Annotated in this window: 18 protein-coding genes; 15 read left to right on the forward strand and 3 right to left on the reverse strand. The window is 55.9% G+C overall.

The features are described 5' to 3' along the window. The first annotated feature begins 171 nt into the window (after positions 1-171). From CLV83_RS06010 to CLV83_RS06050, 9 genes are all read left to right on the forward strand, one after another. Positions 172-957 carry a substrate-binding periplasmic protein gene (locus CLV83_RS06010; RefSeq protein WP_132288895.1) on the forward strand — a complete coding sequence of 262 codons (786 nt, stop codon included), beginning with the start codon at positions 172-174 and terminating at the stop codon, positions 955-957. Next, positions 954-7,415, forward strand: a complete 6,462-nt coding sequence (locus CLV83_RS06015; protein WP_132288898.1) for a response regulator — start codon at positions 954-956, stop codon at positions 7,413-7,415. The genes CLV83_RS06010 and CLV83_RS06015 overlap by 4 nt, the downstream gene beginning before the upstream one ends. Before the next feature lie 3 nt (positions 7,416-7,418). Then, positions 7,419-7,817 carry a response regulator gene (locus CLV83_RS06020; RefSeq protein ID WP_132288901.1) on the forward strand — a complete coding sequence of 133 codons (399 nt, stop codon included), beginning with the start codon at positions 7,419-7,421 and terminating at the stop codon, positions 7,815-7,817. Positions 7,818-7,844: 27 nt separating this feature from the next. Next, complete coding sequence (locus tag CLV83_RS06025; protein WP_132288904.1) at positions 7,845-8,954, forward strand: response regulator; 1,110 nt, start codon at positions 7,845-7,847, stop codon at positions 8,952-8,954. Positions 8,955-9,018: 64 nt separating this feature from the next. Further along, positions 9,019-10,149, forward strand: a complete 1,131-nt coding sequence (locus CLV83_RS06030) for a response regulator (RefSeq protein WP_132288907.1) — start codon at positions 9,019-9,021, stop codon at positions 10,147-10,149. Positions 10,150-10,418: 269 nt separating this feature from the next. Further along, entirely contained in the window at positions 10,419-11,087 is a 669-nt protein-coding gene (locus tag CLV83_RS06035; protein WP_132288910.1) for a DNA-binding protein, read from the forward strand. Between the two features lie 45 nt (positions 11,088-11,132). Continuing rightward, positions 11,133-11,579, forward strand: coding sequence for a response regulator (locus tag CLV83_RS06040; protein ID WP_243642288.1), 447 nt, complete (start codon positions 11,133-11,135; stop codon positions 11,577-11,579). Between the two features lie 63 nt (positions 11,580-11,642). Beyond that, the gene (locus CLV83_RS06045) at positions 11,643-12,314 is read left to right on the forward strand and encodes a response regulator (protein WP_132288915.1); all 672 of its coding nucleotides are present in this window, start codon (positions 11,643-11,645) and stop codon (positions 12,312-12,314) included. 60 nt (positions 12,315-12,374) lie between these two features. Beyond that, a complete protein-coding gene (locus tag CLV83_RS06050) occupies positions 12,375-12,662 on the forward strand; it encodes a hypothetical protein (RefSeq protein WP_132288918.1) in 288 nt (95 codons plus the stop codon). Between the two features lie 9 nt (positions 12,663-12,671). On the opposite strand, the gene CLV83_RS06055 is transcribed toward CLV83_RS06050, so the two are convergent. Further along, positions 12,672-13,115 carry an NUDIX hydrolase gene (locus CLV83_RS06055; protein WP_132288921.1) on the reverse strand — a complete coding sequence of 148 codons (444 nt, stop codon included), beginning with the start codon at positions 13,113-13,115 and terminating at the stop codon, positions 12,672-12,674. After that, positions 13,105-13,578 (reverse strand): MerR family transcriptional regulator, encoded by a 474-nt coding sequence (locus CLV83_RS06060; protein WP_132288924.1) that lies wholly within the window; start codon positions 13,576-13,578, stop codon positions 13,105-13,107. Before CLV83_RS06060 ends, CLV83_RS06055 begins: the two co-directional genes overlap by 11 nt. A gap of 94 nt (positions 13,579-13,672) precedes the next feature. On the opposite strand from CLV83_RS06060, the gene CLV83_RS06065 reads away from it, so the two are divergent. The 6 genes from CLV83_RS06065 to CLV83_RS06090 all read left to right on the forward strand — a co-directional run bounded on the left by CLV83_RS06065 (position 13,673) and on the right by CLV83_RS06090 (position 22,401). Then, positions 13,673-16,147 carry a heavy metal translocating P-type ATPase gene (locus tag CLV83_RS06065; RefSeq protein ID WP_132288927.1) on the forward strand — a complete coding sequence of 825 codons (2,475 nt, stop codon included), beginning with the start codon at positions 13,673-13,675 and terminating at the stop codon, positions 16,145-16,147. A gap of 149 nt (positions 16,148-16,296) precedes the next feature. Next, positions 16,297-17,046, forward strand: coding sequence for an NYN domain-containing protein (locus CLV83_RS06070; RefSeq protein ID WP_132288930.1), 750 nt, complete (start codon positions 16,297-16,299; stop codon positions 17,044-17,046). A 198-nt stretch (positions 17,047-17,244) separates the two neighbouring features. After that, the gene (locus CLV83_RS06075; RefSeq protein WP_165900248.1) at positions 17,245-19,356 is read left to right on the forward strand and encodes a TonB-dependent siderophore receptor; all 2,112 of its coding nucleotides are present in this window, start codon (positions 17,245-17,247) and stop codon (positions 19,354-19,356) included. Positions 19,357-19,732: 376 nt separating this feature from the next. Next, positions 19,733-21,034 (forward strand): tyrosine-type recombinase/integrase, encoded by a 1,302-nt coding sequence (locus tag CLV83_RS06080; protein WP_132288936.1) that lies wholly within the window; start codon positions 19,733-19,735, stop codon positions 21,032-21,034. An 805-nt stretch (positions 21,035-21,839) separates the two neighbouring features. Continuing rightward, positions 21,840-22,064 (forward strand): type II toxin-antitoxin system prevent-host-death family antitoxin, encoded by a 225-nt coding sequence (locus CLV83_RS06085; protein WP_132288939.1) that lies wholly within the window; start codon positions 21,840-21,842, stop codon positions 22,062-22,064. Further along, on the forward strand, positions 22,057-22,401 hold the full coding sequence (locus CLV83_RS06090) for a type II toxin-antitoxin system RelE/ParE family toxin (protein WP_132288942.1): 345 nt from the start codon (positions 22,057-22,059) through the stop codon (positions 22,399-22,401). Before CLV83_RS06085 ends, CLV83_RS06090 begins: the two co-directional genes overlap by 8 nt. A 99-nt stretch (positions 22,402-22,500) precedes the next feature. Here CLV83_RS06090 and CLV83_RS06095 read toward each other — a convergent pair whose 3' ends face one another. Next, entirely contained in the window at positions 22,501-25,746 is a 3,246-nt protein-coding gene (locus CLV83_RS06095) for a type I restriction endonuclease subunit R (protein ID WP_132288945.1), read from the reverse strand. Between the last annotated feature and the right edge of the window lie 6 nt (positions 25,747-25,752).

Genomic DNA, 25,752 nt, shown 5'->3' on the forward strand with positions numbered 1-25,752 from the left:
CCGCAGATCATTGCTGCACCATCCGCTCCATATCCAGCTCTCCTGCTGCACCCGCTTATTCGACTTTTGTCTATTCGAAAATCGGGAGCCTCGGTGATTTTGGTAGTCAATTTCCCCCAGAATTAAGCTATCTTAATCAGTCATCTAGGTGTCTTGATCAAGGTTCAGCGGATGGTAAAGGGAATTAAGCAGTTTGTGTTACCGGTTGTTCTTAGCTGTTGGTCATTTCTCGCAGCTGCGGAAACTGCTCCGATCATCAAGATCGCGATGCCGGAAGACTTCTATCCTTTCTACGCCGTAGAAAGGGACGGTACACCCACCGGGGCTTCCTACGAGATAGCCGCAGCGGTGCTTGAAAAGCTGGGCTATGCACCACAGGTGACCCAGTATTCCGATATGCGCGGCGCGCTGCAGTCGATGGCTTCTGGCAGCCAGGACCTGATGGTCAACCTCACTCCCACGCCGGATCGCGATAAGCTGGCCCTGTTTACCTCCACACCACACATCTACGAAACCCAGGATTTTATCGCACGGGCAGACAGCCCTATCGAATATAACGGTCGCCTGCTCAGCGTCGCCCAGTTCAAGATCGGCGTGAACTATGGCTGGACCTACGGCCCTGAGTTCGACGCGACCCATTACCTCACTAAAGCACCCGTGCTCGATTCCATGGCTCAGCTTAAAGGATTGTTATCGGGCACCTTCGATCTCGCTATCAACAACCAGCAGTATTTTCTCAGCAGCGCCGAAAAACTCGGCGTAAGCAACGCGTTCAAGGTGCTGACGCCCTCGGTTTACGTTCTTCCGGTTAACCTTGCCGTTTCCCGCAGAATGCAGGGAGCCGAAGCTTTCAGAGACCAGCTGGAGCGAGAGGTCGCAGAGTTTATCAGTACGCCTGAGTATCTCCTGATCCTGAGTAAATACGGCTTTAAGCCGCGAGCGGAGACTGCGCAATGATCAAACGCGTTATCAAGAGCAGTCTGCTACCGCTGTGTATTTTCGCCGTGCTGTTTGCTGTCCTGTCCCAAGAGGTGGTTGTCGCCACTGACGAGCCTGCACAGGAAGAGCAGGGGGCCACCAACCTGGCCCAGCTCACCGAATCGCTTCTGCTCGAGGATGAGATCCTGACAGGCGCGATGACCACCTACATCTACTCCGGGAACGAGGATTGGCTGGACAGGTACAGGAATGCGGTCACCCGATTTGACGACAGGCTCAGCGAGATACGCTCCCAGGCGCCGGAAGATGCCGATTCCCAGTTAGACCTGATCAATGCCTTTAACGAATCGCTGGTGGATCTGGAGTTACGCGCCGAAGCCTACATGGCAGTGGGCAACATAGAACAGGCCAAAGCGGTCCTTGAGTCGCCGGACTACCAGAGAAACAAACAGTCGCTGATCGATTCGATCAACCTGCTGAGCGATATAGTGGCCAAGCTCGACAATACGCAGATCGTCAGCGTGCTCTCGCAGGACCTCGCCAACGACAAGACGGTTAATTTGACCGCTGAGGAGAAAGCCTGGATCGAGGCTAATCCAAGCATCCTCGTGGGTAAGGAAGATAGCTGGCCACCCTTTAACTATATCGACCGCCAGGGTGACTACGTCGGCATCACCGTCGATTTTCTGAAACTGATCGAGCAAAAAACCGGCCTGCATTTCGAATATTCCGAGCCCGCCAGTTATAACGCGCTGCACACCCAGCTCGAGGAGGGGCAGATCGATCTGGTAGCCGCCGCCTATTTCTCAGCCGATCGCAGCCAATATGCGCTCCACACACCCAGCTACCTGGTGCTGAAGGAGTTTGTTTACGCCAAGGAAGCCTCCAACATCCGTAATCTCGAGGATCTGAACGGTAAAAGGCTGGTTATTCCGTCCGGCTACGCCACCATCGATATCGTTAAGGAGCGGATGCCCGAGATAGAGGTTATTGAGGCCGATTCAATACTCGATGCTATCGAAATGGTGCTGGCGAACCAGGCCGATGCGACCATGGATTCCCAGAGTGTTGTCGAGTATTTCCTGCGCGAAAACGCGCTGTCCGGTTTTACCTCCTTCCCCAGCAACTTCGGCAACAACCCGCTGCGGATGCTGGTGACCGGCGATAAACCTCTACTCCATAGCATCATCACCAAGGGCATAGCCGCCATCACCCAGGATGAGCGAATGGAGGTACTTGCTGCTTGGCTTGACCCCGAGGAGGAGCTAAACAGGACAGAGGTGCTGGCAGAACTGGACCTGACCTCGGAAGAGCGCAGCTGGTTGCTGGAACACCCGAGGATCAACTTCGGTTCTGATCCGGACTGGGCGCCTTTTGAGTTTATTGATTCAGAGGGTAACTACTCGGGTATCGTAGCCGACTACGTTAGCCTTATCGGTGACCAGCTGGGTATCAAACTTAACCTGGTACCCGGAGAGGTCTGGGCCGATGTGGTTGAAAAGGCCCAGCAGAGGGAAATCGATATCCTACCCGGTATGGCAGCGACAGAGAGTCGGCGAGAGTTTTTCAGCTTTACCGATTCCTACCTGCGCATCCCATCCGTGGTAATCAGTCACGAAGACAGTGCCGGTTCGTTTGTCGATATGGCGGCGTTAGCCGGGGCAACGCTTGGGGTGGTTGATGGCTATGCCAGCACCGAGTGGGCGAAAAACCGCTACCCCGATATCGACTTTGTCGAGGTTGCGTCACTGAAGGATGGCCTGTTGGCCGTGTCTGAAGGCGAGCTGGATGCGATGCTCGCCAACCAGTATTCGGCGCTTAACCTGGTCAGTGACTACGCGCTGTCTGACCTGCAGGTGGCGTTTCGCACAGACTACCAATACGAGCTCAGCATCGCCGTGCGCAAGGATTGGCCGCAGCTCGTCAGTATTCTTAACAAGTCGATCGATACCATTACGCCGGCGCAACGCGATGCGATCCGCAACCGCTGGCTCAATATCGACTTGGGCAACCAGACCTCACCCACCACCGGAATTCAGAACCAGCAACTCCCGGTGCTGCAGTTTGTCGCGATCACCATCGGCCTTGCCATCATTTTAATCGGCATCGTCTGGTACCTGGCGCGCAAAGCTGAGGGTTCTCTCTCGCTCTACCAATCCAGTCGCTTACGCCTGTTCGGCATACTCGCGCTGTCGTCGATACTGGTGGTTGTGCTCGGTCTGACCTGGCACTCGCTGGAACGGGAGGAGCAGGTCGCACGCCAGCGGGCGGGGCAGTCACTGAATACCATGCTTTCTGCCACCCAGGAAATGCTGCAGTTCTGGGTGAATGGCCGGCTTAGACTGATTACCCTGATCGCCAGGGAAGAGGGGCTCGAAACCCTGCTGGCTACCTGGAACCTGGAAGCGAAAGCAGGCAACTCCAGTAGTCAAAGTAACACCAGCAAGGGACTTCAAGCGCTGCTTGATCAACATAACCTCGGGGACAGTAACTGGAAGTTTTCCATGGTGCTCACCGACGGGACTCCAGTTTACCAGGCGGCTCCTTCGGTCCAACATCTGATGGAAATACTCGATAATCGCGTATTCCAGGGCGAGGTGGTCTTCATACCGCCGACCTTCAACCCTGTAAGCAAACAGATTGAGATCTATTTCGCCGCGCCGGTACTGGACTATGTCGGACGCCCTGTGGGCGCCGTTGTCGCCACCGCTGATCCTGCCCTTGTGTTCTCCGATATCCTCTCACGCGGTACAACAGGAAAAACAGGCGAAACCTATGCGGTCGACCCATCGGGCTTAATGTTGAGCGAGAGCCGCTTTACCGATGAACTGGTGGAGCAAGGTGTACTGCCCGAGGGAGGCAGAAGCGCCCTGGCGATCAAAGTATCCAACCCTCCGCAACGGGTAGCCTCCGTCAGTGCCCCCTTCGACAAATCCCTGCTGACGCCGGCAGCGCTCGGCATCAGCCGGGGAGAAAGCGGTAGTAACATCCAGGGCTTTGTTGATTACCGCAATGAAAGGGTACTCAGCGCCTGGCACTGGGTGCCGGAGCTGGGCATGGGCCTGATCACCGAAATCGATGAGTCCGAAGCGCTCGAAGCCCATATCATTTCGCGCAATACGCTTTACGGTCTGCTCGGTGTAACCCTGTTTCTGTCGTTGAGCCTGATGGGTATCAATACCTGGATCGGCGACCGCGCCACCCGCTCGCTGGTTCGCGCCCGTGATGAGCTTGAAGACAAGGTGGAAGAGCGCACCCTTGAACTCAGCAAGAGCAAGGATCAGTTCAAAAAGCTGCTCGAGTCCGCACCGGACCCCATGGTGGTTGCCAACGACGAAGGCGGCATTGTCATGGTCAATAAGCGTGCCGAAGAGCTCTTTGGCTACGCCTGGCGCGAGCTGTACGGTCAGCCCGTAGAGATGCTGGTCGCCGCCGAATTCCGCAAAGGCTACCGCGATTACTGCCACTTATCCGTCGCGTCTTCCGCGCGCCCAGGCCTCGCGGCAGGCAACGAACTGATCGCACTGACCAAGCAGGGCCAGAAGATACCGGTCGAAATCAGTCTGAGCCCCATAGAGTCCGAGGAGGGCACGCTGATCGCCACCTCGCTGCGGGATATTTCTGAACGCAGAAAAGCCGAAAAGGCCCTGGCAGAGTCACGCAAGCTGCTTAAATCTGTGCTCGATAACTCCCCCGCGATGATCTACATGAAGGACCCGGAAGGCCGCTACGTGCTGGTCAACAAGGTCTGGGAACAGGTCGCCCAGTGCCCAGACGGCTCTGCACTCGGCAAAACCGATTACGATATCCTTGCCAAGGATGTGGCAGATCGATTCAAGAAGACCGACCAGCAGGCGATCGAGCAGGGCGATACGGTGCAGCTTGAGGAAACTATCCGCAACCCGGATGGCAGTGTCAGCACCTACATGTCATTCAAGTTCCCAGTCTTTGATGCGGATGGCGAGCTGTTTGCCCTCGGAGGGATCTCCACCGATATCACCGAACTGGTCAGGGTCAGGGAACAGGCCAACGACGCCAACCGCGCGAAAAGCGAGTTCCTGGCGAACATGTCCCACGAGATCCGTACACCGATGAACGCCATCATCGGTATGAGTTACCTGGCGCTGCAGACCGAGCTCACGCCGCGCCAGGAGGACTACCTAAACAAGATCAACTCCGCGGCCAATGCACTGCTCGGCATCATCAACGACATCCTCGACTTCTCCAAGATCGAGGCGGGCAAACTCGAGCTTGAGAACATTCCGTTCAACCTGGACGAGACGATCAACAACCTCACCAGCCTGATGAACGTCAAGGTGCAGGAGAAGGGCCTTGAGCTGCTGATCGCCACCGAGGCCGATGTACCCCGAGGCCTTAATGGCGACCCTCTGCGACTGGGTCAGATATTGATAAACCTGGTCAATAACGCGGTTAAGTTCACCGATCAGGGTGAGATCGTTATCAAAATCGGCAACAAAACGCTGAGCGACGACAAAGTAATGCTGCAGTTTGCCGTCTCCGATAGCGGCATCGGCATGACCCCGGAGCAGGTCGGCAACCTGTTCCAGTCGTTCAGTCAGGCGGACGCCTCAACCACGCGCAAATACGGCGGCACCGGGCTTGGACTCAGCATCTGTAAGCAGCTGACACAGATGATGGGCGGTGATATCTGGGTTGAAAGTGTCGCCGGCGAGGGCAGCACCTTCCTGTTCACCGTCGAGATGGAGCTGAACCCCGATGCGGACACATTGAAGATCGAGCCCGATCCCGACCTGCGCGGTCTGCCGGTGCTGATCGTCGATGACAGCCCGGCAGCGCGTGAGATCATCAAGCAGGCGGCCGAATCTCTCACCTTTGACCCGGTGGTTGCTGCATCCGGCCCCGAGGCGCTGGAGCTGATCAGCAAGCACGACGAGCGTGGCTACCCGTTCAGCATCGTCTACCTGGACTGGAAGATGCCTCGCATGGACGGCATCGAGGTGAACCAGACGCTGCGCAAGCTGAATCTGAAGTCACCACCCAAGGTGATCATGACCACCTCCTATGACACCAACGAGATGCAGCGCAAGGTGGGCAGCAGCGTCGATGGTGTACTGGCTAAGCCGGTCTCCGCCTCGTCAATGCTGGATGCGGCGATGCTGGCCCTGGGGCGTGAAACAACCAACACCGGCACCGACAAGTCGGATGCCAGCGATGAGTCCATCGCCATATCGGTATCCGGCGCACGGATACTGCTGGTGGAAGATAACGAGATCAACCAGCAGGTCGCCACCGAGCTGCTTGAACGCGCCGGCATGACGGTCGATATCGCCGATAACGGCCAGATCGCGGTTGAGAAGATCAACGACCGGGACTATGACATCGTCCTGATGGACCTGCAGATGCCGGTGATGGACGGCTTTGAAGCTTCGAGCGCAATCAGAAAAGAGCAGCGCTTCGACGAACTACCCATCGTCGCCATGACAGCCAACGCTATGGCGGGCGATAAAGAACGTTGCCTCGCCGCAGGCATGCAGGATCATGTGGCCAAGCCGATCGAGCCGGCTGCGCTTTACCACGCGCTGGTGCGCTGGATAAAGTCGCGCGAAGGGCTGGGCAAGGTAGTCCAGGTCGCCCGCAAGGATACGCCTGCTCAGGAACTGCTGCGTCTGCCCGAGGTGGATGGACTGGATACGCAGATCGGGCTGGCCCGCCTGGGTGGGAACAGAAAGCTCTATCGCGATCTGATCCGTCGGTTTATAAAGGATCAGAAAGACGCCGCTGCGGAGATCCAGGCTGCGCTTGACGCTGAGGATTATGAGCTGGGCGAACGGCTGGCTCATACCACCAAGGGTGTGGCCGGCAATCTGGGCGCCACAGCCGTTCAGGAGGTAGCGCAGCAACTGGAGCACGCACTCAACAAACAGGATCTGTCAGAGGTAGAAACAACGCTGTCTAGCTTCACAGCGACCCTGAACACCCTGATGCAAGCGCTGCAGGCATTTGAAGAGTCGGTAGCCAAGTCAGAAGCCGAGGCGGACCAGCAGCAAGCCGACGGTAATCCGCCAAGCGCAGAGACTCTGGCGGTGTTAACCAATCTACATGTTCTGCTGGAAGATGATGATGGCGATGCCGAAGACTACTTTATCGATAATCAGCCTCTGCTCAAGCAGAGCCTGTCCACCGAACAGGTCGCTGAGCTTGCCGAGCATATCGAAAACTTCGATTTCGAAGCCGCCCTGCAGGTGATGGCCGCGATTCATGAGTCGCTGGAGCAGCAGAACGCCATGCCGGATCTCTCCGAGCTCCTGGCACTGCTGGAATCCGATGACGGTGAGGCGGCAGACCTTTTCGAAGAGTTGAGACCCAGCCTGCAAAACGCCCTGGATAAAGCGATCCTCGATGAGCTGGAAGAGGCGATCGAGAACTTTGATTTTGAACTGGCAGCCAAGGTTGTCCGTGACTCCTGTTTAAATGATTCCGAACCCCAAGGATGAGTTATGAGCGATAATGATCAAAAAACGGTGCTGCTGGTTGATGATGCGCCGGCCAACATCAAGGTACTGAACACCGCGTTAAAAGAAACGTACCGCACCAAGGTCGCCACCAGTGGCGAGAAGGCGCTGGAGATTGCGGCGCGTGATCCCAAGCCGGACCTGATCCTGCTCGACATCATGATGCCCGGCATGGATGGTTTTGAGGTGTGCGAAAAGCTGAAGGCAGATCCGGAAACCAAGGATATTCCGGTGATCTTCCTCAGTGGCAAGAACAACCCGGGGGACCGTTCCAGAGGCCTGGCACTTGGCGCCATCGATTTCCTGGAAAAGCCGATTGACGTCACCATGGTGTGTATCTGGGTGACCGAACACCTCAACAGCATTCAGCCGCAAGCCGACTAATTGCCGCAACCGACAGGGGAAGGGTTAATGAATGATAAAAAAACCATCCTGATCGTTGATGACACCCCAGCCAACGTTTCGCTGATGAACAGCATATTGAAGGACCGGTACAAGACCAAGATCGCTACCAACGGCGAAAAGGCGCTCAAACTTGCGCAGTCCGATACACCACCCGATCTGATCCTGCTGGATATCATGATGCCCGACATGGACGGCTACGAGGTGTGTGAAACGCTGAAAGCCGATCAGCAGACCGCTGACATTCCGGTGGTGTTCTTGACCGCGAAAGTCAGCGTCGAGGATGAGACCAGGGGCCTGTCGCTGGGTGCCGTGGACTACATCACCAAACCGATCAGCCCGCCTATCGTGCTGGAGCGCGTCAAAAACCACCTGATGCTGAAAGACGCACGGGATCTGCTCAAGCATCAAAACCAGATTCTTGAAGAAAAGGTTCAGGACCGCACCAAGAAGCTTGGCGAGCTACAGGATGTGGCCATGGAGGCGATGGGCGCACTGGCTGAATCCAGAGACCCCGAAACCGGCAACCATATCCGCAGAACCCAGCTTTACGTCAAACTGATGGCAGAGAAGCTCAGCGACCACCCACGCTTTAAAGACTTCCTGACCCCCGAGCATATAACCCTGCTGTTCAAAGCCGCCCCCCTGCATGATATCGGCAAGGTGGGTGTCCCCGATGCGATCCTGCTCAAACCGGGTAAGCTCACCGATGACGAGTTTGAAATAATGAAGCTGCATACGGTCTACGGCCGAGATGCCCTGGTAGCCGCCGAGAAGAAACTATCCGAGCCCAGCGATTTCCTGACCATTGCCAAGGAGATCGCTTACTCCCACCAGGAAAAATGGGATGGCTCAGGTTATCCGGAAGGGCTGGCAGGCGAAGATATCCCGCTATCTGCCCGGCTCATGGCGATCGCCGATGTCTACGATGCACTGATCAGCCGTCGCGTTTACAAACCGCCGTTTCCTCACGAGAAGGCGGTCGCGATTATGACTGAAGGTCGTGGCTCGCATTTTGACCCGGATATGCTCGATGCATTTCTTGAAATATCGGAGGAGTGCAGGTCCGTAGCAGAGACCTACGCCGATTCAGAAGAAGATGTGCTAAAGCACCTGTAAATGCCTTTGAAGAACGTTAAACACTTTAAAACCAGCAAGTGTCACGCAGTCTCAGGAGTAAAATATGGAACCAGGCAAAACCGTCCTGATCGTTGATGACACTGCTACCAACGTTTCACTGTTAAACGCGATTCTCAAGCCCCAGTTTAAAACCAAGATAGCCACCTCCGGTGCGAAGGCACTGTCGCTGGCACGCGCCAAGCCGGGCCCTGATCTGATCCTGCTTGATATCATGATGCCGGAGATCGATGGCTATGAGGTCTGCAAGACACTCAAAAGCAGCGCAGCTACGCGTGACATACCGATCATCTTCGTTACCGCCCTGGGCGAAGTGAAAGATGAAACCAAGGGCTTGAATCTGGGTGCGGTGGACTACATCACCAAGCCATTCAGCCCTCCGGTGGTGCTCGCTCGAGTGCGCACTCATCTTGACCTGAGCGACACCCGCAAAAAGTTATCGGACTCACTGCAGAAAACCCTGCTCGGTAGCGTGCGGATTCTGACCGACCTTCTCGCGGTCTCCAATCCCGAGGCGTTTTCCCGCGCACTCAGACTTAAAAGTATCGTCCACGACCTGGCAGGGCGCCTGGGCACGAAAGACGCCTGGAAGTATGAAGTTGCGGCCAGCCTGAGTCAGCTCGGCTGCATGTTTTTGCCGCCTGAACTGATGTACAAAATCAACAACCACCTTGCGCTGTCTGAGAGCGAACTGGCGCTATATCGCACCTACCCACAACGAAGCTGTGAGCTGCTATCCAACATCCCGCACCTGGAAGAAAGCGCTGAAATAATCCGCCGGCTCAAACTTTTTGAAAGCGTGGAGCTGTTTGATTTCCATGGCGACAAGGTTGTCGGTAACGCCTTGCTGCAAGGCGCCATCTACTTTGACGAACAACTTGGCCAGGGGCAGGAACCGGATGAGATTATCGAATCGATGCGGCCACACTTTCCTGCTCCGATGATGAACTCGCTACAGCAGATCAATGCCGAAGCCAAAGATGACGCACCGGCTGAGGTTGCGCTGAGAGATCTGGGGGAGGGGATGGTACTCGCTGAGGATCTCATATCAGACACAGGGTCCGTGATCGTTCCCAAGGGTGCCACACTGACGGACACCATTGTGCGCAAGCTGAAGTCGGGCTGGAGCGAGCGGCTGCATGATCTGATCAAGATCCGCCAAACAATGAAGGACTAAGTGCTCAGGCAGCCAGGCCGAATTACCCGGTGCTAGCTCTCTATCTCTAACCCAGCTCTCTCGAACCTCCGCGGTGATCTCCGCCGCTGCCATTTCCTTTTACCGCAAAGGCTAAGCACCCCTGAAGGTCTGAAACCCAGGGTCTGCCGAGGATTAACCGGCGAAAGCGATGTATAAGATCAAAATTCAACCAGATAAGGGTTGGAAGTGTCGCTAAAACTGCTAATATCGCTGCTTAGTACATATCATTTAATACGTATGGTGTATTTATGACACAGACGGGCGGCACAAGAGAAAAGGTCTTCGCGGCTGCCGATATTCTGCTGGAACAGGGCATCCGCCCCACTCAGCAGGCGGTGCGCGAGCAGATCGGGAGCGGCAGTCTAACCACCATAAACAAGGCACTCAATGACTGGTGGAAAACCCTGGGGGAGCGGATCACGCGCCAGCAACAGCACCCCGAACTGCCAGAGCCGGTTCTGAACGTCGCCAACCAGCTTTGGGACCGAGCCCTGGCTTACGCCGAAAACCGCTTTGAAGAGCAGCGCCAGCAACTCATGCAGCGCGAATCGGAGCTACGCGGCGAGATTGAGCGCACCGAACACGGCGGGCACCAGGCGCTCAAGGAACTACAGTCGCAGAACGGACGCCTGCTGGAGCGCTGCGAGAACCTCGCCAATGAGAAGCATGAACTCGAACATAAGCTACTTAAGGCCGATGAGCAGACTTATCGGCTCACGCAGCAGCTCGATCAGTTCAAATCCAAGCTCAAGCAGAGCGAGCAGATGCATGGTGACGGACAGGGTGGCGAGGCACTGATCGAAGCGCGGGTACGCCTCAGCATTCAGGACGAGGAGCTGGCTCGTCTGCGTAACCGCAACGACGAGCTTAATCGCGAGAACGCCATGCTTCGACAGCAGCTTAACAAGCCGGCCTAAAGCTTATTTTCGACTTTAAGTATCACACATATCGGGTTGATTATTATGGAACATCAGATCGATATACGCAGTGAAAAGGAAGAGATCGCCGCCGTCATTAAGTTGGCCGAAAGCGGTGACGTCATTACCTGCCAGCGGGAGTCTCAGTTCGAGATCTGCAAGCACGCACTGATCGAGGCGCGCCTTATCGGCATCACCATTCAGCTTCTCGACGATGACGGTTATGTGATCCGCCAGACCTCCAGCAAAAAGCGCTCTCAGGTTCAGGGGCCGATGTTCAATGACCGCCAACTGGCCGTGATCAAGGCACTGGAAAAGGTGTTGAGCCACTGCAAGAAGGAGGGGGTTTCACTGATCGGCTACAGCGATGAGCTGGTAGCCCTGCCGACAAGCATTGCCGGCACCGACCTGGCATCGGCCTACGCCGTCGATGTTTACACCTCTGGCTGCTACCAGGGTGCCGAGGGTATTGATTCGCTCATCACTCAGTGACTAGAATCCAGTTCAGGCAGTCCGGGACGACAGCCTTAACGCTCAACCGCAGAAGAGAGCACGATGAGCAACCCAATCCGCGTACTTCTGGTAGATGACCACTCGATTGTACGCTTCGGCTATCAGCAGCTGCTGACCCGATCAGACGATATCGAGGTGATCGCCGAGGCTGAAAACTGCGCCGACGCGTTGCGCGCCTACCGTAAATTGACCCCTGATGTTGTCATACTCGATCTTTCCATGCCGATGGACAGCGACTCGGAAGAGATCCAGTCCACCGCAGGGGGCCTGGAAGCTATCCGCCGTATTCGCAGTTACGACAACAACGCACGCATTCTCGTGGTGAGCGGACTGGACTCAAACCCCTATCCGCAACGCGCCGCACAGGCTGGCGTTCAGGGTTATGTGACCAAACGGAACGCCTCGGCAGAGCTGCGTCAGGCGGTTTTCAATATCGCCAAAGGTGAAACGTTTTACTCGAAGTCAATCTCACATCTTATTGATTGTGAAGAAGAAGCTTACGAAGATAATCAGCTATCTCAACTAACAGCCCGAGAGCTGGAGATCTTCTCGATGATCGCCGAGGGCCACTCGGTCAACAGCATCGCCGATGTAATGCATCTGAGCTCAAAAACCGTTCATGCGCATCGTTCCAACCTCATGCGCAAACTGAACATCTCGTCTTCCGCAGAGATTATCCATATCGCCATGCGTGCCGGCATCCTGCAGACCTGATGCGCCAAACCGCTTTTCGCGCGTATACTGGACATGTATTCCTTACCGCGGAGAGCGCCCATGGCCGAGCCACATCTTGCTCAACATGATCAGGTCAATGACTCCCTCTCTCTCTGGCACCTGATAGAGATTGGCGATCGCGTGCGGATCGAGGCAAGCCTGATGTCGGTGGAAGGGGACCTGCAACTGCGCGCAGACCGTTATTACGAAGTGATCGGCAAGTCAGCCGTCGATGCACCCCATCATAGCCTTTACGTACAATCCGATATCACCGGTGAAGTAATCGAACTGTTCCCGGGATTCGTGGCCGACTATCAGCGTGCGCAAGAGCCGGCACACCATGCCTAAATCCTGAACCTAGATAAGCGCGGCGGCCTGGTGAGCAATACGCTCCACGTCGGCGCTTAACATCAAGTTCTCCTGAGCGAGACGGTCAAGGCGGACCCAGCGGGCCTCCAACGCATCATCGCCTGCCACCGGCTCCCCATCGATCCAGTCACAGGTGATCGCTACCAGCACATGGTGCGACTTGAGAGCGCCGTGCTCATCCCGATCAAACACATCCACGGCATTGAACACCTGCACTGGCCGTGCGGTCACCGCAGTCTCTTCGTGCAGTTCACGCTGGACCGCATCCATCAGCGGCTCACCGGGCTCGATCTTACCGCCAGGAAATCCCCAGAGCCCCGCATCAGGTGGGTTGGCGCGGCGCACCAGCAAGACCTCGCCCTCACGAATCACCACTGCAATCACCGCCACAACCGGACGAGACGCCCCAGCTAACGTTGTATCAATGCTCATTTTTCCCCTTAGCCGGATCTTCAGTCCCGATGATCGCGGTCGATGTAAGGCTATGCTCATGGCCACACTTGGAATGATCGCTGAGCACCTGGATAACCCGGCAGTCTGACACCGTTTCCATCTCGCAGTGCTCCAGCATCCGCTCGAGCTCATCTTTAAGCAGGTTCAACTGTTCAATGCGCTGCTTAACCGCGTTGAGCTGATTACGAGCGATTTCGTCTACCGCCGCGCAGGACTGCTCCGGATGGTCAGCCAACTGCAGCAGTTCACGCACAGCATCCAGCGAAAAACCCAACGAACGTGAATGAAAGATAAACGCCAGCCGGTCCGCCGCCGAATCAGGATAAACCCGCTGATTGCCTTCGCTACGCCCGGGTTCCGGCAGTAGACCGATCTTCTCGTAGTAGCGAATGGTCGGCACCTTAACGCCTGTCGTCTTTGAAAGCTGGCCGATAGAAAGCATAAAAACCTCTTGAACCTCTAGTCGCTATAGATCTTAGGCTTAAGGGTAGTAGAGCTCAACAGGCGTGATTCACCTGACCCAAAGGAGGCCTTTCATGAGCGATAAGAGCGCTTGCCCGGTTGATCGCAGCTGGCAGATTAAGGGCATGGACTGTGGCGGCTGCGCTGCCAAGGTGCGCGGTGCCGTTGAGCGCCTGCCCGGTGTCAGCGAGGTGCAGGTATCGATGATGACCGAAATCCTGCGCCTGAAGCTGGACGAATCGCAAACCACCGCTGAGAGAATAGAAATCGCCATCGACCGACTTGGCTACGGCGTTCAGGCGATTGATGCACCAGCGAGCGCGCCTGGAGAGAGGCACAGCTGTGGCTGTTCACACAGCGACTCAGCCAGCTACAGCACGGCCAACAGTGAGACGCCTGTCGCGGCAACAGCAGCGGACAGTCTCTCTCAAAAGGTCAGTTGGAAAGTCAGCGGCATGGACTGCGGTAGCTGTGCCGGCAAGATCCGCGGCGCGCTGGAAAAGCTCTCCGGTGTCAGCGATATTCAGGTCTCGACTATGTCGGAAACGCTGAACCTGCGGCTTGAGCAGGGCGGCACTACCACTGCTCAGAGTATCGAAAGCACGGTATCCGGCCTGGGCTTTAGCCTGGTACGCAACGACTCTCAGAGTTCAGTCAGCGAATCCTCCGAAGCAGAGTCCAAGCGTCAACGCTGGATCGCCAGCACTCAGGCGCGCTTGATTATGGTTACCGGCCTGCTGCTGATAGCCGCCTGGATCACACGCCTGGCTGCCGGTGAGGAAACCGCGCGATGGGTGTTCGGTGTTGCCTGTCTTTCCGGTCTGGTCCCGGTCGCCCGCCAGGCGTTTGCCGCTCTGCGCTCCGGCATGCCATTCACCATCGAGATGCTGATGACCATCGCCGCGGGCGGCGCACTGATCATCGGTGCCACGGCCGAAGCCGCGCTGGTGGTATTCCTGTTCGCCGTGGGCGAAGCGCTGGAAGGTGTCGCTGCCAACCGCGCCCGGGCCGGTATCCATGCACTTGGACGCCTGCTACCAAAAGCCGCACGCCTGGAAACGGCCGATGGCGTGCGTGACATCGATGTAGATAAGCTCGCAATCGGCCAGATTGTTCAGGTACGTCCCGGCGACCGCATTCCCACCGATGGTGAGATTACCGAAGGCTTTTCCGGCGTCGATGAAAGCCCTGTGACCGGCGAGTCGATGCCGGTAGCCAAGGGGCCGGGCGACGGCGTATTTGCTGCCTCGATCAATACCGAGGCGACACTGCGCGTAAAAGTCACCAAACCTGCCGGTGAAAACACCATCGCGCGGATTATCCGCATGGTCGAAGAAGCCGAATCCAGTCGCGCGCCAACGGAGCGCTTTATCGATCGTTTCAGTCGCTATTACATGCCCGCCATCGTTGGTCTGGCGGCACTGGTCGCCGTGATTCCGCCGCTGTTTTTCGGCGGACTCTGGGATACCTGGATCTATCGCGCCCTGGCGCTGCTGCTGATCGGCTGCCCCTGCGCGCTGGTGATCTCGGTGCCCGCATCTATCGCATCGGCGCTGTACGCCGGCACCCGCAGCGGCCTGCTGATGAAGGGCGGATCGGTGATAGAAGCCGCCGCAACCATTCGTCAGATCGCCTTTGATAAGACCGGCACGCTTACGCTGGGCCGCCCGCAGCTGACGGACCTCAAACCGGTCGATATTTCAGAGCCAGAACTGCTGAAACTGGCAGCCGCCGTGGAGATGGAGTCCAGCCACCCGCTGGCGGTGGCACTGGTGACCCAAGCAACAGAGCAGGGGCTCGATATTCCATCGATTCAGAACGCCCGCGTTATCGCCGGCAAGGGCGTTTCCGCAGAGATCGAAAACCGTCGCATCTACCTGGGCTCACCACAATACGCCCGGGATATGGGTATTTTGCAGCCAGAGACAGAGGCGAGCATCGAAGCCCTGGAAGAAGCGGGTAAAACCGTCGTGGTGCTATTCGACGATACCCGCTTACTTGGGATTCTTGCGCTGCGTGACGAACCACGCCCGGACGCTATCCAGGCGATCCGTAATCTTAAGGCGCTGGGGATCACCCCGATGATGCTCACCGGCGATAACCCGCGCACGGCCGCTGCGATCGCTGGACTGCTCGATGTGGATTTTCGCGCCGGGCTAATGCCGGAGGATAAGGTCAAGGCGGTGCAGGAGATGGCTTCCCGCGGCCCGACCATGATGGTCGGCGACGGTATCAATGACGCACCGGCACTGGCTTCGGCCCACGTCGGCATCGCCATGGGCGGCGGCACCGATGTGGCGATGGAAACCGCCGATGGCGCACTGCTGCGCAATTACGTCGATGACGTCACCGCCAAGATACGCCTGGCGCGCGCTACCATGGCCAATATACGCCAGAACCTGCTGATCGCCCTGGGGCTCAAAGGCCTGTTTTTGATTACCACTATTTTCGGTGTCACCGGCCTCTGGCTGGCGGTGATGGCGGATACCGGCGCCACGGTGCTGGTCACGCTGAATGCTCTGAGGTTGCTCGGTTTTCGGCATAAATAGACGGAACGTCGGCAACGGTTCGCTCAACCAGCTAGACTCCAGAAGCGACCTTAACATGCGCTCTTGAACAAGAAATATCGAACAAGAGACTCAAGGACCGGCGCCAGGTAATGGAAAGAAGCTATGGATAGAAACTATGGATAGAAGAAATGGATAGAAGAGAAAGGGACAGCAACCAGACGCTGGCCGTACTGATCGATGCCGACAACGCCAATCCACGCATCGTCGATGGCCTGTTGAATGAGGTCGCGAAGCTGGGTGTCGCCAGCGTCAAGCGGATCTACGGTGACTGGACCACGCCAAACCTGGGCTCCTGGAAGGCGGTTCTGCTGGAGCACTCGATTCAACCCATTCAGCAGTTCCGTTACACCACCGGCAAGAACGCCACCGATAGCGCGATGATTATCGATGCCATGGACCTGCTCTATACCGGCCCGTTCAGCGGCTTCTGCCTGGTCTCCAGCGACAGCGACTTCACCCGACTGGCGGCGCGCATAAGAGAAGCGGGGAAGGTGGTCTATGGTTTTGGTGAGATGAAAACGCCGAAACCGTTCGTCGCCGCCTGCGACCGCTTCATCTACACCGAAATTTTCACCAGCGACAGCGCAGAAAGCACTTCATCGGCACCCGATGGACCAGCGCTAAAGCAGAGCGCCAAGCAGCTGCGCGGTAACACCAAACTCCTGCAGATGATCCGCACCGGCATCGACACCTGTTCAGATGACAGCGACTGGGCCAACCTTGGGGCCGTCGGCAGCTATCTCAGCAAGGCGCTGCCAGACTTTGACCCGCGCAACTACGGCTATCAGAAACTCACCGAACTGATCGACGCCATCGGGCTGTTCGACATTAAACGGGAAGAGAAGGGCGTAATGATCAAAGACGCCAGAAAAGCCTGACAAACTCCCGATTTCCGCATTCCACTGTCCTGGACTCCGCTGCATTAAACGCCCGTTGAGCAAGCCGCTCAAGGCCGTGCCTCCCTAGATGCAATAATATCAAATGACATTGATTTGCATTATCGTTCGTTATATTTTCGGTACAGCATGACTGCAAAGCCAGTCATTTTTTGCATCCGTAAGAACAGGGAGAGTTCAATGAGAGCCTATAAACATCAGGCCCTGGCGCTGGCTATCGCAGCGATAGCTAGTTCTGGCGCGCGCGCCGAATCGGCGACACAAGAAACCGAAGCCCCGGATAATACGGGCGCTGAATCGGAATTCACGCTACTCGGCCCTCTGGTTGTTTATGGCGAACCGGAAAAGACCAAGTCTGCCACCAAGCTTGGCCTGTCGATCTATGAGACACCGCAGACCGTATCGGTCATCTCCAGAGACCAGATGGATGATTTCTCACTCCGAAACGCCGAAGATGTTTTGCGCTACACGCCCGGCGTTACGGTGGAAAGGGTGGAAACTGATCGCACTTACTACACCGCCCGCGGCTTCGATATCGTCAACTTCCAGTATGACGGCGTCGGCGTACCGTTTTCCTATGGCCTCAATCAGGGCCACGATGACAGCTTTATCTACGAGCAGGTTGAAGTGGTAAAAGGCGCCACCGGTTTGATTACCGGCCTCGCCAACCCATCAGCCACCATTAACTTTGTGCGCAAGCGTCCCACCGATGAAACCCAGGCACACTTTGCAGCATCCGCCGGCAGCTGGGATTACGGGCGGGTAGAAGCCGATGTTTCCGGCCAGCTGATCGAAGACAGATTGAAAGGGCGCTTGGTTGTCGCCAGGAAGGCCGGTGATTCCTATATGGATCGGTACTCCCGGGACACTAACGTCTTCTATGGTGTACTCACCGCCGACCTTACCGACTTCAGCCGACTGACCATCGGACACAGCATTAACGATGGCCACAGCGACGGCACGATCTCCGGCGGCTTGCCGCTGTTTTACGCCGATGGCGGCGTGACCAGCTTTGATAGATCCACCAACACGGCCACTGACTGGGCCTACCAGGACGTCAAACAGACGCGCTCGTTTGTCGAATACGAGCACGACCTGAATGACCGCTGGATGGCAAAACTGATCTACACCCATGCAGTGCAGGATAAGGACTGGGATACCTTCTACACCACCGGAGCGCCTGATCGGACCACGGGGCTTGGCCTTAGCGCTGATGCAAGCCGCTACAAAGCCCAGGATAAACAGAACATCTTCGATATGTATGTCACCGGCACCTTCGATGCCTGGGGGCAGGAACATGAGCTGGTGGTCGGCGCCAATTACGCCGATATCGACCTGACAGCGAGCTCGCGTTACGCAAGCGCCTGGCATTACGACCCGCTGGGAAGCGACTGGGCCGAAGGCAACACGCCGCGGCCAGAGTTCGATCTGTTCGACCCGGCCACACAAACCACCGATATCGAGCAGGACCAGACCTCGTACTACATCTCAACCCGCCTCAGGGCGACCGATAAACTCGCCGTATTGCTGGGCGCGCGCACCATCGACAGCGAGCAGAGCGGTATCAGCTATGGCGCCGATCAGGATGCGTCAGTTGACGAGACCGTGCCTTACGCGGGCCTGACCTATGAAGCGCTACCGGGCACCATGCTTTACGGAAGCTACAGCAAGGTGTTCCAGCCGCAGACCTGGGTCGATTCGTCACTGCATCCGCTGGGCGCCGTGGAGGGCGATAGCTGGGAGGTCGGTATCAAGCAGGAACTGTTCGACTCAGGCCTGGTGCTGACGCTGGCACACTTTGGCTCACACCAGGATAACTTCGGCGAATGGGAATCGGTCGACCCAGCCAGCGGCCTCAATATTTATCGTGGGGTCGAATACGACAGCAAGGGCTTTGAAATCGAACTGGCAGGGCAGGTGACCGATAACCTGAGCCTAAGCGCCGGTTTTACCGCGCTACAGATCGACGATGTGGATGGCCATGAAACCCGCACCTATATACCGACGCGCCAGTTTAAATTAGCCACTTCCTATCGCATCCCGAGCATGGAAAACCTGCGTATCGGCGGCGGTGTACGCTGGCAGAATGAAATCTACTATAACGGTGTCGAGGTTCAGGACAGCTACGCGCTGGTGGATCTGTTCGCCAAGCACCAGCTCACCGATAACGTCTCGCTGGCGTTAAACATCAACAACCTCACCAATGAGGAGTACTTTGAGAGCCCGCAGTGGGGGCAGGTGCTCTATGGCGAACCTCGCCGCGTGCTGGGCACTCTTACCTTGAAATACTGAGAGCGTAATCCCCAAAGTCTTCGGAAAGGCTGAGCATTTTTAACCCCTGGTCCGCGTATCGCCTGATACGCGGATCTATGCCTCCAGACCCAAACACCTTCCCGGTTTCGCTTGAGCAAAGCAGGGCAGCTAAATTTCTCCCGTCGGCGGCTCGATTAACTCAACCGGCAAACCGAATAATCCGCAGCGAAATGCGCGCAAATCTGCGAACGAACCTGACAGCTCAAACGACGATAAAGCGTATCGACAGCCGGGTTGTCAGACCACTGAAAATCCCACAAAAACCGATCTCGATGCCGATAATGCTATTTATCGGCATTATGCGGTAAACTATTGTTTTAGCGATATTTTAGCCTTCGAAATCAACGGTATTCCGATGCTCAACCTGCCTCCTGCCATGCCATTGTTTGATGCTGCCGCGCACCTTGAAGACGGCAATCCAACAGTGAACCAGCACCTCGCCACACTGACGCTACGCCTGGTGCCCGATGCCACCCTGGTGTATGAGTTGGCTACCGACTGGTTACTGGAGCAGCGAACTAACGAGAACAACTACAAGACCTACCGTAGTGAACTCACCACCTTTCTGTACTGGGCGTTTGAGGTCGAACAGATCTCCGTGGCGGACATCACGCGCCGTATTCTTACACGTTACATAGACTACTGCGGCACACCGCCCAAGGAACTGATCGCCTACCGCAATGTTGCGCAATTTATACTCAACAAGGACACCGATGAGCGGGTTCCGAATCCGCTCTGGCGACCCTTTCTGGGCAAAAAACTGGAAGGAGTGGAGCAGCCTTACCGCATCACCGACAAGGCCCTGAAGACAAAACTGGCGATCCTTTCGGCATTCTTCAACTACCTGATTTATGAAGAATATACTGAAAGAAACCCCGCTATGATGTTGATGAAAAACGGAAGATTCAAAAGCGCCTCACAAAATCTCGTTATGCATGAGGACGACGAGGAGATCCGTGCCTTCACGGAGCTGCAGTGGTCCTACGTAATCGCCAGCGCCGAAAAGCTCGCCCGCAGCGACCCTGAGCAGCATGAACGCACGCTATTCCTGATCAGCCTGATGTACGGCTGCTATCTGCGCATCTCAGAGGCCGCAGCAAAACCCGGATTTTCACCGGTTATGGGACAGTTCCGCCGTGACAGCAAAACCGGCGTCTGGGGCTTTCATATCCCACGGAGTAAAGGCGGTAAAAAGCGCACCGTGGCGGTCTCTAACGCACTGATCAAGGCGCTGAAGCGTTATCGCCGCCATCTGGGGCTCAATCCTTTGCCAGCACCCAACGAAAGCACGCCGCTGTTCGTGCGCCACCGTGCCGCTGGCCGAGGTCGAGATGCAGGCCTGCTAAACGCGAACCTGGGTATCCGGCAGCTACGCGAAGAGATTGATCAGGTGATCGAGTCAGCCGCCCAGCTTGCAGCGAAGGACGGCTTCGATCAGGACGCACGTGAAATGCGCCAGATGACTCCACACAGCATTCGCCACACCGGCATATCCCACGACATCAACCTCAACAAACGACCGCTGTCACACGTGCAGGCCGACGCCGGCCACGACAGCATCGACACCACATCACAGTACCTGCACACCTCAAGGGTAGAGCGTCACGAATCTGCCGCAGGCAAACCGATAGACCATCTTGCCGACTCCTATGACTGACTTACTAACCAGGTAGCAAGGCAGCCTCGGTTGATCCATTTAGAGCCAAAATCAGGCCAAAACAGCACCAAGGTTGGTGAGCGCTTGTTGATCCGTACCGCCCCATATAGCGAACTATGTAGATTCGTATAATGTATATTATGTTAAATATGATATTTGAGAACGGCCTATTGAGACTGGCGTTTGTTATTTCACACTAAGGATCGGATCTCATCCTGCTTCACGGCTGTCTAGGCTCGCCTGCTCCAGGCTTACCAAGCCTAACTTAAGCGTCATCAGCGCGTGTCTGCCCGAAGCTCTGCTCTCACGTTAGATGAGATTGCTTCCGCTATAAAACGGTGCGGAGAGTTGCGAAGAATTGTTTTTAGCGGGTTAAGTGCCACGTTATGCAACCTGGCACACATGCCAAACTGGCTCTCGTGTTGAAGTCCGCAGCATCAGCCCATCTGAAGCTAAACCCTGACCATTCCGTATTGGACAATACCCAGTATGTATCGTGGCGAAATTATATAGCCCTCAGGCGCTAGAACCCTTTTTACTAATCTGGATAAGTCTGATGACCGTGCGGAGAGCTTCGAAGATTTGAGCTTCACTGGCTGAGCGTCGTTCTTTTCAAGCTGGCGAGATCTATAACCGGCAAATGTCATTACAGAGATTTCTAGCTGCTCGACTAGCAGCGCCGTTCTGAAGCCTGGTTCCCAGTTTGAAATCGCTATCGACCTGATTAACCGTATATCTCCAATAATGACCCTCACAAACCGTCGGTCTATAATCGGACTATATTCAGGCTAATCAGGTCGTCTTTATGAACACGCGGACAGTCTCTTACCTAAAAGCAAACGCCAACAAACTCTCGCTGGATTCGCCTCTGCATATCACCCAAAACGGCAAAGAGATATATGTCGTTCAGGATGCGGAAACGTTCCGAGAACAACAGGAAACCATCGCACTTCTCAAGCTGATTAATCTTTCTGAGCGCAGCCTCAACCAACAAGGCGAAATCGGCTTGGATGAGGCTTTTGATGTCTGAAAATTATCTGGTTGTAGCGACACCAGTTTTCAAACTCACGCTGAACAAGCTCAGAGCTTTTTTAAAGCGTAAGCACGGTGATACTCTCGCGGCACGCACCTGCGACTCAATCAAGCAGCGCCTTGCTGACCTGTCCAGCAACCCCTATCTTGCTCCGGTCAGTGATCGACTGTCCGCACTGGGCTTTACCGACTATCGACAATTTCAGATCGACGATCACAACCTGGTGTTTTATCGCGTGGATGCTCAAGCGCGCAAGGTGATTCTGGTGATAGCAATGGATAGCCGACAAAGCATCGAGCAACTGCTCTTCGACACGATCATCTCAATGGAGTGATACCAGACCGGGATACCACTTCCATTTGCCGAGGCTGGCCCACCGTGATTAGCAACGTTCAACTTCAACAAAAGCCATTAGTAATTTGATATTCAAGCGTTATTTTTTACTAAGCAGAATATCAAACACAACCCGCGCAAATCCCTGAGCTACCTGCGGATTGCTCAGAATCTGCAGCATCTGATTCTGGTGCGCTTCTGAGCTTCCCATCACCGCATCATCGACAGCCTGGGGGAAATCACCGAGAAACGCCTGATCAGGTGTGTTGTTCCTGAGCTGGTGCATTACCCTTTCATTCTCCCCTACTTTGTCCGCTACCGTTCGGGCGTAGTTGAGCATGTCATCGTCGGTCAGGTTGTCGGTGATAAACAGCTCATTCAGCCGTTTGAGAATGGTGGAGAGGAATTCCTCTTTCTTGTCCTTGGCCTTGGCGGAGCCCATCTCACTCCCAGGTTCCAGGCCGTATTCACCCTGCCCGTCTTTGAGCTTCAGATCCTGCTGCCTGATCTTGGAAAGACGATAATGGCTGAGCATCACATTGCTGAGGTCAACGTCATCTTCACCTTCGATTTTCTCGCGCAGCATCGGGCGTAAGTGTCGTGCGAAGAGACTGAGTTTCTCCAACTCCTTGTCGTCGTAATCGACAATCTGGGACATAAACTCGTAGAAGCGCACAAAGGTGCCGAGGTCTTTCTTGAAGATCTCCAGTGCGTCTTTGGCCTGCTTGCACTCCTTGAGGCTGTTTTCGGCGTTGGCGATCAGCACCGCATCGCCCGCAGCCTTGCAGCGCTCGAACATCTCTTTGGCAGTTTTATAGGCATCGACTGCAAATTCATAGCGTTTCTGCCAGCGCTCCATGGCGGGCTTGCAGATGTTGCTGATCGCCGCGTTGCTTTTATTGGGCACAAAGAACGCCGTGGTGAACTGCTCAACCTCGGTCCAGGTGAATATGCCCTGAGCCTTGAGCTTCTCGAACAGGTCGTAGACCTTATTGGGGTCAGAAACGTCGGTCAGCTCCGCCGTCTGGTAATACGGCTGGAAAGCATCGAGAATCTCCTGCGGCTCGTTGAAGAAATCCAGCACAAAGGTGCCGGATTCCGCTTTACCCGGGTAGGTGCGGTTCAGCCGTGAGAGTGTCTGTACGCACTCAACACCAGCGAGCTTCTTATCGACATACATGGCGCAGAGTTTGGGCTGATCAAACCCGGTCTGGAACTTGTTGGCCACCAGCATCACCTGGTAATCATCGGTATCGAACGCCTTGCGCATATCGCGACCTTTAAGGTCGGGGTTCATGTTGCTCTCGGTGAATTTCTCTCCCAGCAGCTTCGTGACGTTCGGATCGTTATCGTTGAACTCGACTTCGCCGGAGAACGCCACCATGGCGTGAATCTTCGCGTACTTGTTATCAGCGACGTACTTATCGAACGCTTTCTTGTAACGTACCGCCTCCTTGCGTGAGCTGGTCACGACCATCGCCTTGGCCTGACCGCCCAAAAGCCCCATCACATTTTCTCTGAAGTGCTCAACAATCACCTGCACCTTCTGGGCGATGTTGTAGTCATGCAGGCGCACCCACTGGTTCAGCTTCACCTTGGCTTTCTTGGCATCAACCTCTTCATCCTGCTCGCGTACTTTCTGGGCAAGGTTATAGGCCACCTTGTAGCTGGTGTAGTTCTTCAGCACATCGAGGATAAAGCCTTCCTCAATCGCCTGGCGCATGCTGTAGACATGCCAGGCCTCGGGCTTGTTGCTGCTGGATGCGGGGCTGTCGGGATCGGGACAGCGGCCAAAGAGCTCCAGGGTTTTCGGTTTGGGCGTGGCGGTAAAGGCAAAGAAGCTCAGGTTCTGATTGCCTTTACGGGCGGCCAGCGTCGCATCCAGCAGATCCTCAGAGGTCAGCTCCTCCTGGTCCTCATCAGGCTCCAGCATCAGTACTTCTTTCAGCTGGCGAGCGGTGGAGCCCGATTGCGAGGAGTGCGCCTCATCGGCGATCACCGCGTAATTGCGCTCTTTCAGGCTGACGCTGTTCTCGATCGCCTTCAGCACAAAGGGGAAGGTCTGAATGGTGACGATAATAATCGGCTGGGCGCTCTCCAGCGCAGCAGCGAGCTTCTCCGACTTGGAGCCATCGCCCTCTTTGTTGTTGATGCGCCCAACCACGCCATCGGCATGTTCAAACTGGTAGATCGTGTCCTGCAACTGATCATCCAGCACCGTACGGTCGGTGACGACAATCACCGAGTTAAAGCGCTTGTTGCCATTGGCCTCATAGAGAGACGCCAGTTGATGCGCCGTCCAGGCGATGGAGTTGGACTTGCCAGAGCCCGCGCTGTGCTGAATCAGATACTTGTGGCCAGGCCCTTTCTCCCGGGCATCACCGACCAGCTTGGTGACCACATCCCACTGATGATAACGGGGGAATATCAGCGTCTCTTTCTTGGTTTTCTTGCCCTGCCAGTCCTCTTTCTCTTCGATCTGAAGGTGAACAAAGCGAGCCATAATGCGCAGGATATTGTCGGGGGCCAGCACCTCTTGCCAGAGATAGGCGGTGGCGTATTCATCCACATTCTCGGGCACATCGTTGCCGGCGCCGCCCTCCTTCGTGCCCTTGTTAAACGGCAGGAAGAAGGTGTTATCGCCCTCCAGCCGCGTTGCCATATACACCTCGTACTGACTCACGGCAAAGTGCACCAGCGCACCGCGCTTAAAGGTCAGCAGCGGCTCCGGCTTGTTGGTGGCCGGGTCTTTCGGTAAACGGGTCTTTTTGTACTGCTTGATCGCCCGTTCCACCGCCTGCTTGAACTCAGACTTCAACTCCAGCGTTGCGATCGGCAGACCGTTCAGAAACAGCACCAGGTCGATTCGCCAGGCCTTGGCCTGTTTGCCGGTCAGTGCCAGATGCTCGGCACTTGCGTAGGGGCTGTAGACCAGCTCCGGCACTACGCGCAGGCGGTTCTGTTTATAGCGGGCCAGCGTATCGGGGTTCAGATCATGATCGGGTTTGAATTGGCAAAGGCGGAAACGGGTGCCACGGTCTTTTAGCTCATGGCGCAGCACGCCGAGCGTGCCGAAGGTACGCATCTCTTTATTGGCAGCGTTTGGGTCGACTTTACTGAGCTGGCTGGTCACCCGATCCAGAAAGGCTTTTTCGGGATCGTTGGGATAGAGCTTACAGTACTTCTGCCACTGCTCGGGCTGGGTGTCCTGCACAAAACCGAGAAGGTCGGGCTCGTAGAGCGCCCGTTCGCGGTTATAGCCACCAGGTTCACCCAGTAACCAACCGTTGGCCAGCATCTCTTGAATGATATCGTTCTGAAAGTCGACTTCTTTTGCGCTACTCATTGGGTA

This window comes from Marinobacterium mangrovicola, assembly GCF_004339595.1.
Classification (GTDB): Bacteria; Pseudomonadota; Gammaproteobacteria; order Pseudomonadales; family Balneatricaceae; genus Marinobacterium_D; species Marinobacterium_D mangrovicola.

Bases quoted from the DNA above. Each gene is read 5' to 3' on its own strand.
- CLV83_RS06095 (WP_132288945.1), bottom strand. From the start codon at position 25,746: ATGAGTAGCGCAAAAGAAGTCGACTTTCAGAACGATATCATTCAAGAG.
- CLV83_RS06070 (WP_132288930.1), top strand. From the start codon at position 16,297: ATGGATAGAAGAGAAAGGGACAGCAACCAGACGCTGGCCGTACTGATC.
- CLV83_RS06015 (WP_132288898.1), top strand. From the start codon at position 954: ATGATCAAACGCGTTATCAAGAGCAGTCTGCTACCGCTGTGTATTTTC.
- CLV83_RS06090 (WP_132288942.1), top strand. From the start codon at position 22,057: ATGTCTGAAAATTATCTGGTTGTAGCGACACCAGTTTTCAAACTCACG.
- CLV83_RS06065 (WP_132288927.1), top strand. From the start codon at position 13,673: ATGAGCGATAAGAGCGCTTGCCCGGTTGATCGCAGCTGGCAGATTAAG.
- CLV83_RS06075 (WP_165900248.1), top strand. From the start codon at position 17,245: ATGAGAGCCTATAAACATCAGGCCCTGGCGCTGGCTATCGCAGCGATA.
- CLV83_RS06025 (WP_132288904.1), top strand. From the start codon at position 7,845: ATGAATGATAAAAAAACCATCCTGATCGTTGATGACACCCCAGCCAAC.
- CLV83_RS06085 (WP_132288939.1), top strand. From the start codon at position 21,840: ATGAACACGCGGACAGTCTCTTACCTAAAAGCAAACGCCAACAAACTC.
- CLV83_RS06045 (WP_132288915.1), top strand. From the start codon at position 11,643: ATGAGCAACCCAATCCGCGTACTTCTGGTAGATGACCACTCGATTGTA.
- CLV83_RS06060 (WP_132288924.1), bottom strand. From the start codon at position 13,578: ATGCTTTCTATCGGCCAGCTTTCAAAGACGACAGGCGTTAAGGTGCCG.
- CLV83_RS06035 (WP_132288910.1), top strand. From the start codon at position 10,419: ATGACACAGACGGGCGGCACAAGAGAAAAGGTCTTCGCGGCTGCCGAT.
- CLV83_RS06055 (WP_132288921.1), bottom strand. From the start codon at position 13,115: ATGAGCATTGATACAACGTTAGCTGGGGCGTCTCGTCCGGTTGTGGCG.
- CLV83_RS06050 (WP_132288918.1), top strand. From the start codon at position 12,375: ATGGCCGAGCCACATCTTGCTCAACATGATCAGGTCAATGACTCCCTC.
- CLV83_RS06030 (WP_132288907.1), top strand. From the start codon at position 9,019: ATGGAACCAGGCAAAACCGTCCTGATCGTTGATGACACTGCTACCAAC.
- CLV83_RS06040 (WP_243642288.1), top strand. From the start codon at position 11,133: ATGGAACATCAGATCGATATACGCAGTGAAAAGGAAGAGATCGCCGCC.
- CLV83_RS06080 (WP_132288936.1), top strand. From the start codon at position 19,733: ATGCTCAACCTGCCTCCTGCCATGCCATTGTTTGATGCTGCCGCGCAC.
- CLV83_RS06010 (WP_132288895.1), top strand. From the start codon at position 172: ATGGTAAAGGGAATTAAGCAGTTTGTGTTACCGGTTGTTCTTAGCTGT.
- CLV83_RS06020 (WP_132288901.1), top strand. From the start codon at position 7,419: ATGAGCGATAATGATCAAAAAACGGTGCTGCTGGTTGATGATGCGCCG.